The 13,442-nt window shown below is 69.0% G+C and carries 13 protein-coding genes; 2 read left to right on the forward strand and 11 right to left on the reverse strand.

Features of this window, described 5'->3' with window-relative positions; translation table 11 throughout:
• Positions 1-3: 3 nt before the first annotated feature.
• The 5 genes from AU196_RS23330 to AU196_RS23350 all read right to left on the reverse strand — a co-directional run bounded on the left by AU196_RS23330 (position 4) and on the right by AU196_RS23350 (position 4,498).
• Entirely contained in the window at positions 4-825 is an 822-nt protein-coding gene (locus AU196_RS23330) for a CbbQ/NirQ/NorQ/GpvN family protein (RefSeq protein WP_231737689.1), read from the reverse strand.
• Positions 822-2,354, reverse strand: coding sequence for a nitric oxide reductase activation protein NorD (locus AU196_RS23335; protein WP_059097453.1), 1,533 nt, complete (start codon positions 2,352-2,354; stop codon positions 822-824). The genes AU196_RS23330 and AU196_RS23335 overlap by 4 nt, the downstream gene beginning before the upstream one ends.
• A gap of 139 nt (positions 2,355-2,493) precedes the next feature.
• Positions 2,494-3,096, reverse strand: coding sequence for a TetR family transcriptional regulator (locus tag AU196_RS23340; protein ID WP_059097454.1), 603 nt, complete (start codon positions 3,094-3,096; stop codon positions 2,494-2,496).
• Between the two features lie 46 nt (positions 3,097-3,142).
• Entirely contained in the window at positions 3,143-3,838 is a 696-nt protein-coding gene (locus AU196_RS23345; RefSeq protein WP_059097455.1) for a hypothetical protein, read from the reverse strand.
• A 60-nt stretch (positions 3,839-3,898) separates the two neighbouring features.
• Positions 3,899-4,498, reverse strand: coding sequence for a TetR/AcrR family transcriptional regulator (locus AU196_RS23350; RefSeq protein ID WP_059097456.1), 600 nt, complete (start codon positions 4,496-4,498; stop codon positions 3,899-3,901).
• A 69-nt stretch (positions 4,499-4,567) separates the two neighbouring features.
• On the opposite strand from AU196_RS23350, the gene AU196_RS23355 reads away from it, so the two are divergent.
• Together AU196_RS23355 and AU196_RS23360 are read left to right on the forward strand one after the other, a co-directional pair.
• Positions 4,568-5,356, forward strand: a complete 789-nt coding sequence (locus AU196_RS23355; RefSeq protein ID WP_059097457.1) for an SDR family NAD(P)-dependent oxidoreductase — start codon at positions 4,568-4,570, stop codon at positions 5,354-5,356.
• 13 nt (positions 5,357-5,369) lie between these two features.
• Positions 5,370-6,443, forward strand: a complete 1,074-nt coding sequence (locus AU196_RS23360) for an NAD(P)H-dependent amine dehydrogenase family protein (protein ID WP_059097458.1) — start codon at positions 5,370-5,372, stop codon at positions 6,441-6,443.
• 1 nt (position 6,444) lies between these two features.
• Here AU196_RS23360 and AU196_RS23365 read toward each other — a convergent pair whose 3' ends face one another.
• Genes AU196_RS23365 through AU196_RS23390 form a run of 6 tightly spaced genes read right to left on the reverse strand, consistent with a single transcriptional unit; the run spans position 6,445 to position 13,324 of the window.
• On the reverse strand, positions 6,445-7,104 hold the full coding sequence (locus AU196_RS23365; RefSeq protein ID WP_059097459.1) for an SDR family oxidoreductase: 660 nt from the start codon (positions 7,102-7,104) through the stop codon (positions 6,445-6,447).
• A gap of 55 nt (positions 7,105-7,159) precedes the next feature.
• The gene (locus AU196_RS23370) at positions 7,160-8,617 is read right to left on the reverse strand and encodes an acyl-CoA synthetase (RefSeq protein WP_059097594.1); all 1,458 of its coding nucleotides are present in this window, start codon (positions 8,615-8,617) and stop codon (positions 7,160-7,162) included.
• Entirely contained in the window at positions 8,614-9,390 is a 777-nt protein-coding gene (locus AU196_RS23375; RefSeq protein WP_059097460.1) for an SDR family NAD(P)-dependent oxidoreductase, read from the reverse strand. Before AU196_RS23375 ends, AU196_RS23370 begins: the two co-directional genes overlap by 4 nt.
• Position 9,391: 1 nt before the next feature.
• Positions 9,392-10,954: an AMP-binding protein gene (locus AU196_RS23380; RefSeq protein ID WP_059097461.1), complete on the reverse strand. Its 1,563-nt coding sequence runs from the start codon at positions 10,952-10,954 to the stop codon at positions 9,392-9,394.
• Between the two features lie 4 nt (positions 10,955-10,958).
• Entirely contained in the window at positions 10,959-11,696 is a 738-nt protein-coding gene (locus tag AU196_RS23385) for a GntR family transcriptional regulator (protein ID WP_059097462.1), read from the reverse strand.
• A complete protein-coding gene (locus AU196_RS23390; protein WP_059097463.1) occupies positions 11,693-13,324 on the reverse strand; it encodes an SMP-30/gluconolactonase/LRE family protein in 1,632 nt (543 codons plus the stop codon). Before AU196_RS23390 ends, AU196_RS23385 begins: the two co-directional genes overlap by 4 nt.
• Positions 13,325-13,442: the final 118 nt, after the last annotated feature.

Consider the following 13,442-nt stretch of genomic DNA (forward strand, 5'->3'; position numbering starts at 1 on the left):
TCCCTAGCCGAGTGCTCTCGGACTGTCGGCGGCCAGGCTGGCCACCGCGACCTCACGCAATCCGTCGGTGATGGCACCGTCGGTGGACAACGGCGCCAGCACGCACGCCTCAGCGGCCTCCAGTTCCGTTGCGCCGGCGACGATCAGCTGCGCCGCGGTCACCAGCACCCGCGTCGACGGCGGTTCGAAGTGGAACGCCTCGTCGGCGGTGCGGATCGCGGTGGCGCATCCGACCAGCCGGGCGGCGGTCGTCGCGTCGACCCCGGTCTCGGCGGCGATCACCTCGGCTTCCCGGTCGGCCGGCAGGTAGGACATCGGCAGCGTCACGAAGCGTTGCCGGAACGACGGTTTCAGTTCCTTGAGTGAGCTGCGGTAGGCGGGGTTGTAGGAGCAGACCAGCATGAAGGTCTCCGGGGCCGGCACCTCTTCGCCGGCCCGGTCGAGGTACAGCGCGCGCCGGTGATCGGTCAGCGAGTGCAGGATGGCCAGCGAGTCATGGCGCGCCTCGACCACCTCGTCGAGATAGCAGATGGCGCCGGCCTTCACCGCGCGGGTCAACGGCCCGTCCGTCCAGACGACGTCACCCCCGGTGATCATGAACCGGCCCACCAGGTCGGAGCTGGTGAGGTCGTCGTGGCAGCTGATCGTGACGACGGGCCGGCGCAGCAGCACCCCCATGTGCTCGACGAGGCGGGTCTTGCCACACCCGGTCGGCCCGGTCAGCATGACCGGCAGTCGCCGCTGGTAGGCCTGCTCGAAGAGGCGGACCTCGTTGCCGTTGGCGGAGTAGTCGGTGCCGATCATTCGCTCGCGCGCGTCGCTCATGCGGCCACCAACTCGCGATGCACATGGGCCAACACTTGTGGAAGCTCCTCTACGCGTCGAATCCGTTGTGAGCGGCGAGGTCCGAAGACCTCGGGCAGCGGGTCGACGCGGGTGGGCCCGACGCCGACGTAGTAGATCCGCACACCCGCGTCGTCGGCCTCCTCGACCGCGTGCGCGGCGTCCGCCCAGGCGTAGCGGCCCTCGTAGCCCTCGTCGGAGATCAGCCCGTCGCCGATCACGATGAGCAGGCGCCGTTCCGATGGCTGGGCGAGCAGACGGCTCGTCAGGTGCCGCAACGGTGCGCCGAGGCGGGTGTACCCGCCGGTGGTCAATCCGAGGCGGCTCGGCGGGACGAACCGCCGGTCCGCGAAGTCCTTCAGGCAGCTCACCTCGACGCGGTGCCGGGTGTTGCCGGTGAACGTGAAGATCCCGTGCCGTTCTCGGGCGACGGTCATCGCTCGTGAGAGCGCGTCGGCGCAGGCCAATTCGAGCTTGAACACCCGCCCTCCGTGCACCCCGAGCGAGGAGCTGCCGTCGAGCAGCAGTGCCGTGGTGACGTCGCGGGTGCTCGGCAGCAGGTCGCGGAACACCTTCGGTTCGATCGCCTCGCCGGTCGCCAGGTCGATGTAATGGCGGACGTACTGCTCGACATCCAGGTCGGAGCCGTCCTCCAGTCGGTTCTTCATGGCGCGGTGGGTGTGCTCTTCGAACCACTTGCGCAGGTCGACGGACCCCGACTCCGGTTGCCGGGCGCTTGTCGGCAGCGATTTCTCGAGGACCGCGACGTGATCAGGCATGAAGGTCTTCGTCCAGGCGTTCCACTCGGGGTACGGGATGCCAGGCCGGTGGTCGGGTGTGATGTCGAGGTCGTTGTCCTGCGGACGGCTCGGGGGCGGCAGGTTCGGGTTGCGGATCCCGCCGTCGCCGCCGACGGGAATGGAGTAGGGGCGGGGGAGTCGCTTCTGTGTCGTGGTCCACGGCATCCGGCCGAGGGTGCGGCGCAGCTTGTCGGCGACGCCCTGGGGCGCGGTGTAGGCCGGCGGCAGATGACCGAAGAGAGGGTGGGGTTCCAGACTTCGGTCGCTGCGCGCCAGCGCGATCGCCGCCGCGAGCATCGCCTCGGCGTCGAGATCGGCCGGCCGGGTTTCGGCGTCGCCGAGTATTCGGCGAAGCTCGGGCATCAGACCCGGCCAACGGGTCGCCACCCACCCGAGCGCGACCTCGCCTTCGACGATCGTGACGGCACGCAGTTCACGCGCCGACAGTTCGTTGAGCCGGAACTCGGTGATCCGTTCCTTGGACGGTGCGCACTGCAGCGCCACCCCACAGGTCAGCGTTCGTCTGGTCCAGTCGCGCCACATCTGGGGGTACGGCACGTGCACCACATCGAGTGCGGCGGTCAGACCGAAACCGCGACGCTCCCCGGTCACCAGGCGGACTCCCTCGCGGCGTTGTCCACTGAGCGCGACGGCTGTCACCGCACAGCTGCGCTCCACCGCGAGCGCGTGTGTGTCGGAGAGGTCGGCCATTGCAGCTCAGAACGTTCCGATGTTGGAGAACATCCAGTACCAGAACCAGATGATCAGCCCGGTACCGCCCCAAGCGGCGACATATCGCAGGATCTCCCAGATCCAGTCCACTAGTGCAACCTCCTCGGTAGCGGGTGCGTCATCGGATCTCGAGACCGCGGATGGCGGAGGCGACGAGGTCCGTCAGCATCGCGTCCCGGATGGCGGGATCGTCGGTCGTGGTCAGCACCCCGTAGATGCCGAGCAGGAAGAAGGTTGCGCTGTAGAAGGCGTCCACTTCGGGGTGTATTCCGCCGGCGCCGCGCACCCGCTCGATCTCGCGGACCAGCAGGACGATCACCGGGTGGTCGGTCCAATCGTCCCGATGCGGCCTCGTCGGCGAAAAGTGCAGCGCGAGAATTTCTTTGAAGAGCAGTGACCCGAACCGGGTCTCGAGCCCGGCGACAAGCCGGACCACTTCGGACAACGAGTCGTGCAGGTCGTGCGCCGTCTGTACGTATGCCGCGAATTGCGCTGCGATACCGGCTTCTTCACGGGCCTCGAGTTCGGCAAGCACATGTTCCTTGCTGGGAAAGTGGAAGTAGAAGGTGCCGTGCGCCACGTCGGCGCCGGCGACGATGGTGCCGACGTCGGCGCCGACCATCCCCGCGCGCCTGAACTCGGCGGTCGCCGCGTCGAGTATGCGTTCCCGGGTCTGCCTGCGGCGGGCTTCGCGCGCCGACATCCCGGCCTGAGCCGTCATGATTGTTCTTTCTAGCCCGTAGACTGACGTAAGTCAATGAGTACAGTCAGTCAGAGAAGATCTCACGGTTCACCGAGTGCAGGTAGGGAATGGCCAGGAACGGCGTGATGTAGAAGATGTCGTACAACCACCACCCGACGACCGGGAAGATGGTGCCCGCATAGCGCACGTCGGCGTACATCGTCATGTTGAAGACGTAGAGACACCAGATGACGACGCCCATCCAGCAGGTGACGATCATCCATTGGTGGCCCCAGCGCTTCATCTGCAGGAAGCCGATACCCGCGGCGATCCGCATCGTGAAGACGGTCAGGATCATCCCGACCTCCATGGCTTTCTCGCCCGGTCCCGCCGCCCCGCCCAGCCAGAGTTCGTTGTAGTGCCAGAAGTAGCCGGCGTCGAACATCGCACCCCAGCCGTTCAACAGGATTCGGGCGAGGATCGTGTGACTGGCGACGAGGTCGAGCGCCCACCCCACGGTGTTGATCGCGGCGTCGATGATCACCAGGTATCCGATCAGGGTGACGATCATCGGCCGTACCGACAGCCCTTCGCGCTGCGCCTCGCGCAGCAGCCACACGCCTCGAAGGAACAGGGGGAGGCCGAAGATTCCCAGCGCCGCGGTCCCGATGAGCAGGCTGCCCGAGATGAGCCACTTGTCGGCCCGGCGCTGCGCCACGCGCGAGCGCTCCATGTGCTCCTCGAGGGATCCGCCTACGGCGGCGGACGTGGGCGGATTCATGGCACCCTCCTGGGATCGGCACCCCAGAGCTTCGCAGCACTGCTGACCTAAGTCAACGAACTATCTCGCTTCGAGTCCGCGCAGGGTCCGTGACACGTAGTCGTCGAGCATCTCGCTCTGCGTCGGCCAGTCGTGCGTGGTGGTCAGGAGTGCGTAGAGGCCGAGCAGGAAGAACACCGCGCTGTTCATGGGATTGACCTCGGCGTCCACGTCACCGCGCCGCTGCGCCCGTTCGATCCCGCCGGCGAGCTCGACGATCACCGGGTGCTGGGCACTCTCGTCGACCGGCCGGGTCTGCGAGAAGTGCAACGCGAGGAAGTCCCTGAAAAGGACCGAACCGAGGCGTCGCTCGAGCCCGAGGACGAGCCGAACCACTTCCTGGAGAACCGATTCGAGGTCGGTCATCGCGGCCGCCGACCGTTTCAGTTGTTTGGCGATACGTTCTTCTTCCCGCCCCTCGAGTTCGAGCAGCACGTGCTCCTTGGTCGGGAAGTGGAAGAAGAAGGTGCCGTGTGCGACCCCGGCCGCGGCCACGATGGCGCCCACGTCCGCCGCGGCGATCCCGGAACGCTTGAACTCGGCGATCGCCGCGCCCATCAGCCTCTCCCGGGTCTGCAGACGCTTGGTCTCACGGGCCGACGGCTTGTCCACGACTGCCATGTGTCCACAATAGCTGGATCATCGCCCTCCGATTGTGGTTGACTGCGGTCAGTCGATGAGAGGGGCAGCATGGCGCTCGAGCAGTTCGACCTCGGCGGCCGCGTCGCGATCGTCACCGGCGCGGGAAAGGGTGTGGGCCAGGGCATTGCGCGAGTGCTGGCCGAGGCGGGCGCGACCGTCGTCGGCACCGCGCGGACCGAGGAGGACATCGTCGCCACGATCGCGGGCATCGAACAGGCCGGGGGGAAGGGCCTCGCGCTGGTCGCCGACGCGATGAGCCGGCCGGACGGCGAGCGCGTGGTCGGCACCGCGATGGACCGGTTCGGTCGCATCGACATCCTGGTCAACAACGTCGGGGGATCGACGTACGCGCGCTTCCTCGACATCACCGACGAGGACTTCCGGCACACCTTCGACTGGTGTGTGACGTCGGCGTTCATCATGAGCCAGCTGGTCGCCCCGCACATGATCGAGGCCGGCAGCGGCTCGATCGTCAACATCTCCTCGGGCTCGGCGCGATTCGGCATCCGCGCCCTGGCCGCGTACTGCACGGCCAAGGGCGCCCTGGAGGCGCTGACGCGGGCGATGGCGCAGGAACTCGCCCCGAAGATTCGTGTCAACGCCATCGCGCTGGGTTCGTTCGCCACGGAGGGGCTGCAGGGCAGCCTCGACATGCTGCCCGGATCCTTGGAGAAGATGACCGCCTCGACACCGCTGCACCGTCTCGGTGACGTCGAGGACCTCGGCAGGTTGTGCGTGTACCTGTCCACGCGGGACTGTTATGCGACGAACGCGATCTTCCACGTCGACGGCGGCATCGACTCGAACAACTCGCCGCTGCCCATACCCGACTACTGAACGAGGACAGACGATGCGCAGGGTCGTTCAAATCGCCACCGGCAACGTGGGGCAGCATTCACTGCGGGCGGTCATCGGCAGGCCGGATCTCGAGCTGGTGGGCGTGCACGCGTCGAGTCCCGAGAAGATCGGACGCGATGCGGCCGAGCTGTGTGGCTCGAGTGAGCCGACCGGCATCGTCGCGACCGACGACCTCGACGCGTTGATCGCGCTGCGGCCCGACTGCGTCGTCTACACGGCCCAGGCCGAGACCCGGCCGATGGAGGCGCTCGAGCAGTTGACGGCGATCCTGTCGGCGGGGATCAACGTCGTCGCCAGCTCTCTGGTGTGGTTGGTGACTCCCCGGCTGGCCGACGATTGGCTACGGGTGCCGTTGGAGCAGGCGTGTGATGCCGGCGGCGCGTCGCTGTACGTCAACGGCATCGATCCGGGCTACTCGGGGGACACCGAGGTGCACAGTGCGCTGAGCCTGGTGACACGGGCTACGTCGGTCACGGTGCAGGAGATCTTCGACTACGGCAACTACGACGATTTCGAATTCACCGGCAAGTCCATGGGATTCGGGCTCTCCGCCGAGGACGAGAAGCCGTTGTTCTATCTCCCCGGGGTCCTCACGTCGATGTGGGGTGGGCAGGTGCGCAACCTCGCCGGTCAGCTTGGCATCGCCCTCGAGGACGTCCGGCAGCGCATCGAGCCCTGGTACACGCCGACGCGGATCGACTGCAAGATGGCGACCGTCGAGCCCGGTGGCATGGCAGCCGTGCGCTTCGCCGTGGAGGGCGTCCGGGACGGCGCACCCGTCATCACCATCGAACACGTCACCCGCCTCACGGCCGCGGCCGCGCCGCAGTGGGAATATCCGCCGGACGGCAGGACCGGTGTCCACCGGGTGGTGGTCGAGGGCGAGCCGCGCGTGGAACTGAACACCCACGTGTCGCACCCCTCGCTCGACGTGACCGAGGCCGGGTGCGTCTCCACCGCGGCGCGGGTCGTCAACGTCATCGATTGGGTCTGCCGGGCACCCAAAGGGCTGATCGCGGTCGAGGACATCCCGCAGGTCGAGATGGTCCGCGGCCTGATGTGGTGACTCAGCCGACTGCGGCGACCGCGTCGCCGACCGGGGTGTCCCCGCCGATCAACTCGAAGGTTCGGCCTGCGGTGGCGGGGGTGTCGAGCACGGCGAGCAGGACGGCCGCCACGTCCTCGCGGGGGATCGCGCCGTAGCCGGTGGAGTCCGCGATGTGCACCCGACCGGTGCCCGGATCGTCGGTGAGCCGTCCCGGCCGCACGATGGTCGTGTGGAGTGCGCGGCGGGATCGCACGGCGTCGTCGGCGGCGCCCTTGGCCCGCAGGTAGGTCACGAACACCGGATCACCGGCGTCGTCGGGCGCCTCGGAGTTCGCGCCCATCGACGAGATCGTGACGTAACGGGTGACGCCGGCGGCTTCGGCGGCGTCGGCCATCAGGATCGCCGCATCGCGATCCACGGTCTCCTTACGCTCCGCACCGCTGCCCGGGCCGGCCCCCGCGGCGAACACCACGGCGTCGGCGCCCCGCACCGCATCGATCACCTCGTCGACCGAGGCCTTCTCCAGGTCGAGCACCAGCGGCTCCCCACCGACGCCCCTCAGGTCGTCCGCGTGGTCAGGGTTGCGGATCAGCCCGACCGCCGTGTCACCCCGCTGCGCGAGAAGACGTTCGAGGTGCAGTGCGATCTTGCCGTGTCCACCGGCGATGACGACCTTCATGGGGTCAAGCATGGCCGCTGGGTGTGCGATCGAAACCTGCGCTGCGGATGCGCCGTCATGCCAGCTGCGCGCGCAACGTCCTCTTGAGCACCTTGCCGTAGCTGTTCTTCGGCAGCTCGTCGACGAATTCGTAGCGTTTGGGCCGTTTGAACCGCGCGATGCGGGTCAGCAGGTGCGCGTCGAGGTCCGCCGGATCGGCCGTCCCGACGATGAACGCGACGACGATCTCACCCCACTCCGGGTCGGGGGCGCCGACCACGCACGCCTCGGCCACGTCGGGGTGCTCGATCAGCACCTCCTCGACCTCGCGGGGGTAGATGTTGCTGCCGCCGCTGATCACCACGTCCTTCGACCGGTCCCGCAGGGTGAGATACCCGCGGCTGTCGAAGGACCCCATGTCCCCGGTGTGCAGCCACCCGTTGCGCAGCGTGGCCGCGGTCGCGTCGGGGTTGGTCCAGTACCCCGACATGACGACGTCACCGCGGCAGACGATCTCACCGATCTCGTCGACCGCCGCGGGGGTGCCGTCCTCCCGCACGACGGCCACGTCCACCCCGGAACGGGCGTAGCCCACCGACCCGAGCATCGCGTCGTCCGCACCGAGGTGATCGGCGCGGCGCAGGCCGGTGATGGTCATCGGCGCCTCGCCCTGACCGTAGAGCTGGACGAAGATCGGGCCGAACGCCGCCATCGCCTTTTTGAGGCTGTCGACGTACATGGGGCCACCGCCGTAGACGACGGTGCGCAGATGCCGCGGGCGGGGCCTGCCGGTCTGCACGAGGCGCTGCACCATCGTGGGGGCGAGGAACGCGCTGCACCCCGGATGGTGTTCGCACAGGTCGAGGAACTCGTCCGGGTCGAACGCCCCTGACGCGGGGATCACCTGGCGGGCGCCGCGCAGCACGTAAGGCGGTATGTAGAGGCCCGAGCCGTGGGACATCGGCGCACCGTGGACGAGGCTGCAATCCTGGTCCGGCGCATCGAAATCCGCCAGGTGGGACACGGTCATCGCCATCAGGTTGCGGTGCGACAGCATCGCGCCCTTGGACCGGCCGGTGGTGCCGCTGGTGTAGAACAACCATGCCAGCGCGGCCGGGTCGGTGTCCGGGGGCGCGGCGGGCGTGCCCGCGAACCACTGCGCGTACTCGTCGGTGCCGATGGTCTCGACGGGTACGTCGAGGTCGAGCCGGCCGGCGATGGCCGGCGACGCGAACACCTGCGTCGCACCGGAATCCGCGACGATGTCGGCCATCTCGCGCGGGTGCAGCTTGTAGTTGATCGGGACGTAGACGAACTCCGCGGCCCAGATCCCGAACATCAACTCGACGATCTCCGGGCGGTTCTCCGACGCCACGGCGATACGCGTGCCCGGGTCGCCGCGCAGCGCGCCCGCCAACCGCAGCGCGCGTTCGCGCAGCTGCGCCCACGTACACACCTGCCGCGCACCGTGATACACCGCGCCCCGGTCGCCGAAGCGCGCGGCGGCCTGGTCGAGCAGCGCGAACAGGTTCATGTCCGCGCAACCCACTCCGATGACAGCGCGAAATCCGACAGGTACTTGGTCGAACTCCACCCACCGTCGACGACGATGGTCTGTCCGTTGATGAAACTGCCACCCTCCGAACACAGGAACGCCACCGTGGCCGCGAGGTCCTCGACCGTGCCCAGCCGCGGGTACGGCGTCATCTCGGTGTTGATCTTGCGGAACCGCTCGTCCTCGAGGCGGTGCGCCACCATCGGTGTCAGCGTGACACCGGGGGCGACGGCGTTGCAGCGGATGCCCTGTGGACCGTACTGGCAGGCGATGTGGGTGGTCAGCGCGGTGAGCCCGCCCTTGGCGGCCGAGTACGCACCCCCGCGCAGGCCGCCCACGACGGCGAAGGTGGAGGTGACGTTGATGATCGCCGAGCCGGGGCCCATGTGCGGGATGACGTCGCGGGCCAACCGGAAGGGTGCGCGCAGCATCAGGCCCAGGAAGTAGTCCAGGGATTCGTCGTCGGTCTCGTGCAGCGGTTTCGGGCTGCCCACCCCGGCGTTGTTGACCAGGAAGTCGATGTGGCCCCACCGTTCGACGGCGGCGGCCACGACACGTTGTGGGGCGTCGTCGGCGGTGAGGTCGACCGCGAGGGTCTGCACCCGGTCGGGATCGCCGATGGCGGCACGCAGTTCGGCGAGTCGCTCCTCGTCGCGCCCGGTGCCCAGCACCGCCATCCCCGCTTCGGCGAGTTTCGTCGCGCACCCGAACCCGATGCCGCTGCTCGCTCCCGTGACTATGGCGACCTGCATCTCACTGATCCTTCCGGGTTGTCAGCACCGCCCGAATTTGGTGCTTGAGCACTTTGCCGGCGTCGTTGCGCGGCAATGCATCCCAGAGCTCGACCTGTTCCGGGATCTTGAACGTGGCGACGCCGTGGGTCTGCAGCACCCGGATCAGGTCCGCCACGCCGGGTCGGGCACCGCCCGCCGGGACGATGACGGCGCAGGCCCGTTCGCCGGTGCGCGCATCCGGTACGCCCACCACCGCGATCTCCGCGATCCCCGCGCTGCCCACGAGCAGGTCCTCGACCTCCTTGGGCGAGATGTTCTCGCCGTTGCGGATGATGAGGTCCTTCGCGCGTCCCGTGACGACCAGGTGGCCGCCGTCCCAGCGGGCGAGGTCGCCGGTGCGGAAATAGCCGTCCGCGTCGAAGGATTCGAGTTCGTCCTCGGCGTGGTGGTAGCCGACGAGCATCTGGGCGCCGCGGGCGCGGATCTCACCGTCGACCAGGCGGACGTCGGCGATCCCCGGCCTGCCGTCGGAGTCCGCCGCGTACGCGGGGTCCTGCAGGGCGCCGACGGTGGTCACCGGCACCTCGGTCGACCCGTAGACGCGGGTGACCGCGGCCCGGTCGAAGTACGCCGCCGCACGCCGGATCAACGACGGCGGCACCGAGGCGCCACCGCAGATGAACACCTTCAACTCCGGTAACCGGGTGCCCGCGCGTTCGGCGGCGGCCAGCAGTTGTTCCAGGAACGGCGTGGCGCCGGCCATGTGGGTGCAGTGCTCGGCGGTCATCAGCGCGACGGCGTCGTCGCCGTCCCACCGTTCCATCAGCACGGCGGTGGTGCCGAGCAGCAGCGGGCACTCGAACGCGTAGATCGACCCGCCGATGTGGGCGATGGGCGACGGCACGAGGAACGCGTCGCCGGGGTCGACCCGCCAGTGGTCACGGATCTGGGAGATCAGCGCGTGAATCGAATTGTGACTGTGGAGAACGCCTTTGGGTCGGCCCGTGGTGCCGGAGGTGTACATCACCATCCGCACCTCGTCGGGATCAGGTGCGCGCAGCGCCGTGGCAGGCGGGTCGTCGAACAGCTCGTCGTAGGGGGTGTGGCCCGCGTCCGCACCGCGGACCACCACCACCTCGGGCGGGCGGTCCAGCTCACCGGCCACCCGGTGCAACATCGCGGCGTAGTCGTGACCGCGGAACCGGGCGGGGACGAAGACCATCCGGCTGTCCACGTCGTCGAGCAGGAAGCGCAGTTCGTGGTCGCGCAGCGACGGCAGGATCGGGTTGACCACCATCCCGGCCAGCGTCGCGCCCAGGTAGACGACGGCGGCCTCGTGCCAGTTGGGCAGCATGAACGACACGACGCTGCGCGCGGGCAGGCGCGCGGTGAGCGTGTGGGCCAGTGCGGTGGCCCGCTCCAGCAGGGCCGCGCAGGTCAGTCGGCAGTCGCCGTCGACCAGCACGACGCGGTCCGGTGTCCGCCGCGCGGCGTCGCGCAGGCTGTCGGCCAGCGTGGTGCGCACCCACAGCCCGCGGGCGTAGGCGTCCGCGACGCGGTTGTCGTCCGACCGGAGAGGCACCGATCTAACCCTTGACCCGGCGCATCGTCATCGAGTGCCGGTAGCGCGCCGCCGGGTGGGTGTTCACCGTGACCTGGGCGATCTCACCGTCGGAGGTGGTGTAGGTGCGTTGCATCTGTAGTGCGGCGCTGCCGGATTCGACGCCGAGCCGCTCGGCCGGCTCGGCGGGCAGGACCACCGCGGCGATCTCCTGGTGCACCTCGACCACGCTCACCCCGAACAGGTCCTCGATCAGCGGGAAGATCGGACCGGTGTGACGGGGCAGCAGCCGTCCCACGGCGGCGAACGCGCGGTTGATGTAGTACTCCGTGCGGCAGATGGGCGTCGAGGCGGCGTCGGCCTGGCGGTAACCCAGCACCGCAAGCCATTCCGAGCCGAGCGCGAGCCGTGTCCGCTCGGCGAGTTCGGCATCGACGGTCACCGGCGCGTTCGACTCGACGGTGAACTGCGCGCCTGCGGCGAACGCCAGCAGATCGTCGATCGACATCACATCCTGGGCGTAGGTGTTGCCCGCCGGGCGGGGCACCACCAGCGTGCCCGCCCGGGGGCGCGAGGTGACCAGGTTGTCCTCGCGCAGCCGGCGCAGCGCCTCCCGGATCGTGAAGCGGCTGACCGCGAACCGTTCGCACAGCTCGTGTTCGGTGGGCAGCTGGGAGCCGACCGGATACACCCCGTCGACGATCTCCTTGCGCAGAGTGCGAGCCACCTGCAGGTAGCGGTGCTCGGGGTGGGTGACGCTCATGTGCGCAGGGTGTCGCGCCGCGCGTCTGGCCGCAGAGCCAGCACGCTGCCGTCGCCGTCGGCGGAGACGAACAGCGTTCCGTCCCGGCCCATCGCGATGCCCGCGAACGGCCCCTGCGGCCCGGAGAACGGCGGCATCCCCCGCAGCGGCTTGGGCTCCACGCCCGGCGGGGGACCGACGGGCAGCGCGGACGCGATCGTCCGCCGGTCACCGCTGTCCAAGTCGACCGCGACCACGTCCTTGGCTCCGGCGTCGACGATGTAGAGGACGCCGCGGTCGACCAGCATCCCCTGCGGCCGCTGTAACCCGTCGACCACGGTGACCACCTGGGTCCCCGCCAGGCGCACCACCCGCCCGGCTCCGGATTCGGCGACCAGCGGGCTGCCGTCCGGCGCGATCGCGACGCCCACGGGTTCGCGCAGATCGCTCGCCAGCAGCTGCACGGTGCCGTCGTGCACCGAATGCACCCTCCCGGTGCCGAGTTCGGCGAACACGGCCGCGCCCCCGGGAGCCGTCGCGATGCCGTAGAGCTGGTCGAAACCGTCTGCCAGAACATCGCTTTCGCCGGCGGCGGGACGGTAACGGGTGACCTGCCCGCCCGAGGTGGTGACCACGAACTCACCGCCGCCCGTGGGCGCCAGGCCGCGCAGGAAGCCGGGATAACCGGGGGTGAACAGCATGCCGACCGTCTGCAGCGAACCGTCGGCCTGCACGAGGTAGAAGTACGTGCCGTCGGCGACGTAGAGGCCGCCGTCGTCGCCGACGGCCAGGTCCAGCGGCCAGTTCAGGCCGCCGGCCAGGGTGGTGCGCGTGTCGCCGCCGGAGAGGATCTCGGTGATCTCGCCGGTGAAATTGGAGACGAACAACCGGTCGCCGACGAACGTCAGGTTGTCCAGTCCCGGCGACAGCTGGGCGAGCAGCGTCTGCGCACCGCTGCGCGGGTCGATGCGCAGCACCTGTCCGCTGGCCACCTGTGTGGAGACGATGAACCCGTCGGCGTCGAACTTCACCGCGTCGGGCACCCCGAGGTCGCCCGCGACGCGTTGCGGTTCCCCGCCGTCGGGGTGGATGCGCCAGATCTCGTTGGCCGTCATCAGCGGGTAGTACAGCAACCCGTCCGGACCGACCTCCATCGCGTTCGGCGACGGCAGGTTCTCGGCGAGCGTGCGGACGATGTTGCCGTCGCCGTCGAGTTCCATCAGCCGTCCGCCCTCGCGGCACTCGCCGACGAACAGCCGTCCCTGGTGGACGGTGATGCCGTTGGCGCACGGCAGGTCGTCGCGCAGCACGCGAGCCCGGCCGTCGGTCCCGCGCACGCTGACGCGGCCGTCCATCACCTCGGTGGCGTACAGGTCGCCGCCCGGCCCGAAGGCCACGTCGTCGGGGGCGATGATGTCGCCGCCCTTCGGGCTGACCGTCTCCAGCGTGCCGGTGCCCAGGTCGAGCGCGCTGATCTGGCTGCCGGTCACCTGGGCGACGTAGACCCGGCCGTCAGGGCCGGTGCGCAGGCCGTTGGCGCCAAACAACCGGCTGGGCGCGGTCACCCTCTCGAGGCGCCACCCGTCGGCGACGGACGGCTGCGCGCCGGGGTAGCGGGTGGCCTGCAACGACTCGGTCGGCGACGTCATGAACCCGGACGTTATCAACCTCAGCTAGTCCAGACAATAGGCAGCAAACGCCGTCCATCGACCCTTGACGATTGGATAAGCCCTGCGGAATAGTGTTCTGCAATATGCAGAGCACCGT

The organism is Mycobacterium sp. IS-1742, from assembly GCF_001500125.1.
In the GTDB taxonomy this organism is placed as follows: domain Bacteria; phylum Actinomycetota; class Actinomycetes; order Mycobacteriales; family Mycobacteriaceae; genus Mycobacterium.

Excerpts from the sequence above, each read along its gene's own strand:
- AU196_RS23330 (WP_231737689.1), bottom strand. The coding sequence starts at position 825 with ATGAGCGACGCGCGCGAGCGAATGATCGGCACCGACTACTCCGCCAAC.
- AU196_RS23335 (WP_059097453.1), bottom strand. The coding sequence starts at position 2,354 with ATGGCCGACCTCTCCGACACACACGCGCTCGCGGTGGAGCGCAGCTGT.
- AU196_RS23340 (WP_059097454.1), bottom strand. The coding sequence starts at position 3,096 with ATGACGGCTCAGGCCGGGATGTCGGCGCGCGAAGCCCGCCGCAGGCAG.
- AU196_RS23345 (WP_059097455.1), bottom strand. The coding sequence starts at position 3,838 with ATGAATCCGCCCACGTCCGCCGCCGTAGGCGGATCCCTCGAGGAGCAC.
- AU196_RS23350 (WP_059097456.1), bottom strand. The coding sequence starts at position 4,498 with ATGGCAGTCGTGGACAAGCCGTCGGCCCGTGAGACCAAGCGTCTGCAG.
- AU196_RS23355 (WP_059097457.1), top strand. The coding sequence starts at position 4,568 with ATGGCGCTCGAGCAGTTCGACCTCGGCGGCCGCGTCGCGATCGTCACC.
- AU196_RS23360 (WP_059097458.1), top strand. The coding sequence starts at position 5,370 with ATGCGCAGGGTCGTTCAAATCGCCACCGGCAACGTGGGGCAGCATTCA.
- AU196_RS23365 (WP_059097459.1), bottom strand. The coding sequence starts at position 7,104 with ATGAAGGTCGTCATCGCCGGTGGACACGGCAAGATCGCACTGCACCTC.
- AU196_RS23370 (WP_059097594.1), bottom strand. The coding sequence starts at position 8,617 with ATGAACCTGTTCGCGCTGCTCGACCAGGCCGCCGCGCGCTTCGGCGAC.
- AU196_RS23375 (WP_059097460.1), bottom strand. The coding sequence starts at position 9,390 with ATGCAGGTCGCCATAGTCACGGGAGCGAGCAGCGGCATCGGGTTCGGG.
- AU196_RS23385 (WP_059097462.1), bottom strand. The coding sequence starts at position 11,696 with ATGAGCGTCACCCACCCCGAGCACCGCTACCTGCAGGTGGCTCGCACT.
- AU196_RS23390 (WP_059097463.1), bottom strand. The coding sequence starts at position 13,324 with ATGACGTCGCCGACCGAGTCGTTGCAGGCCACCCGCTACCCCGGCGCG.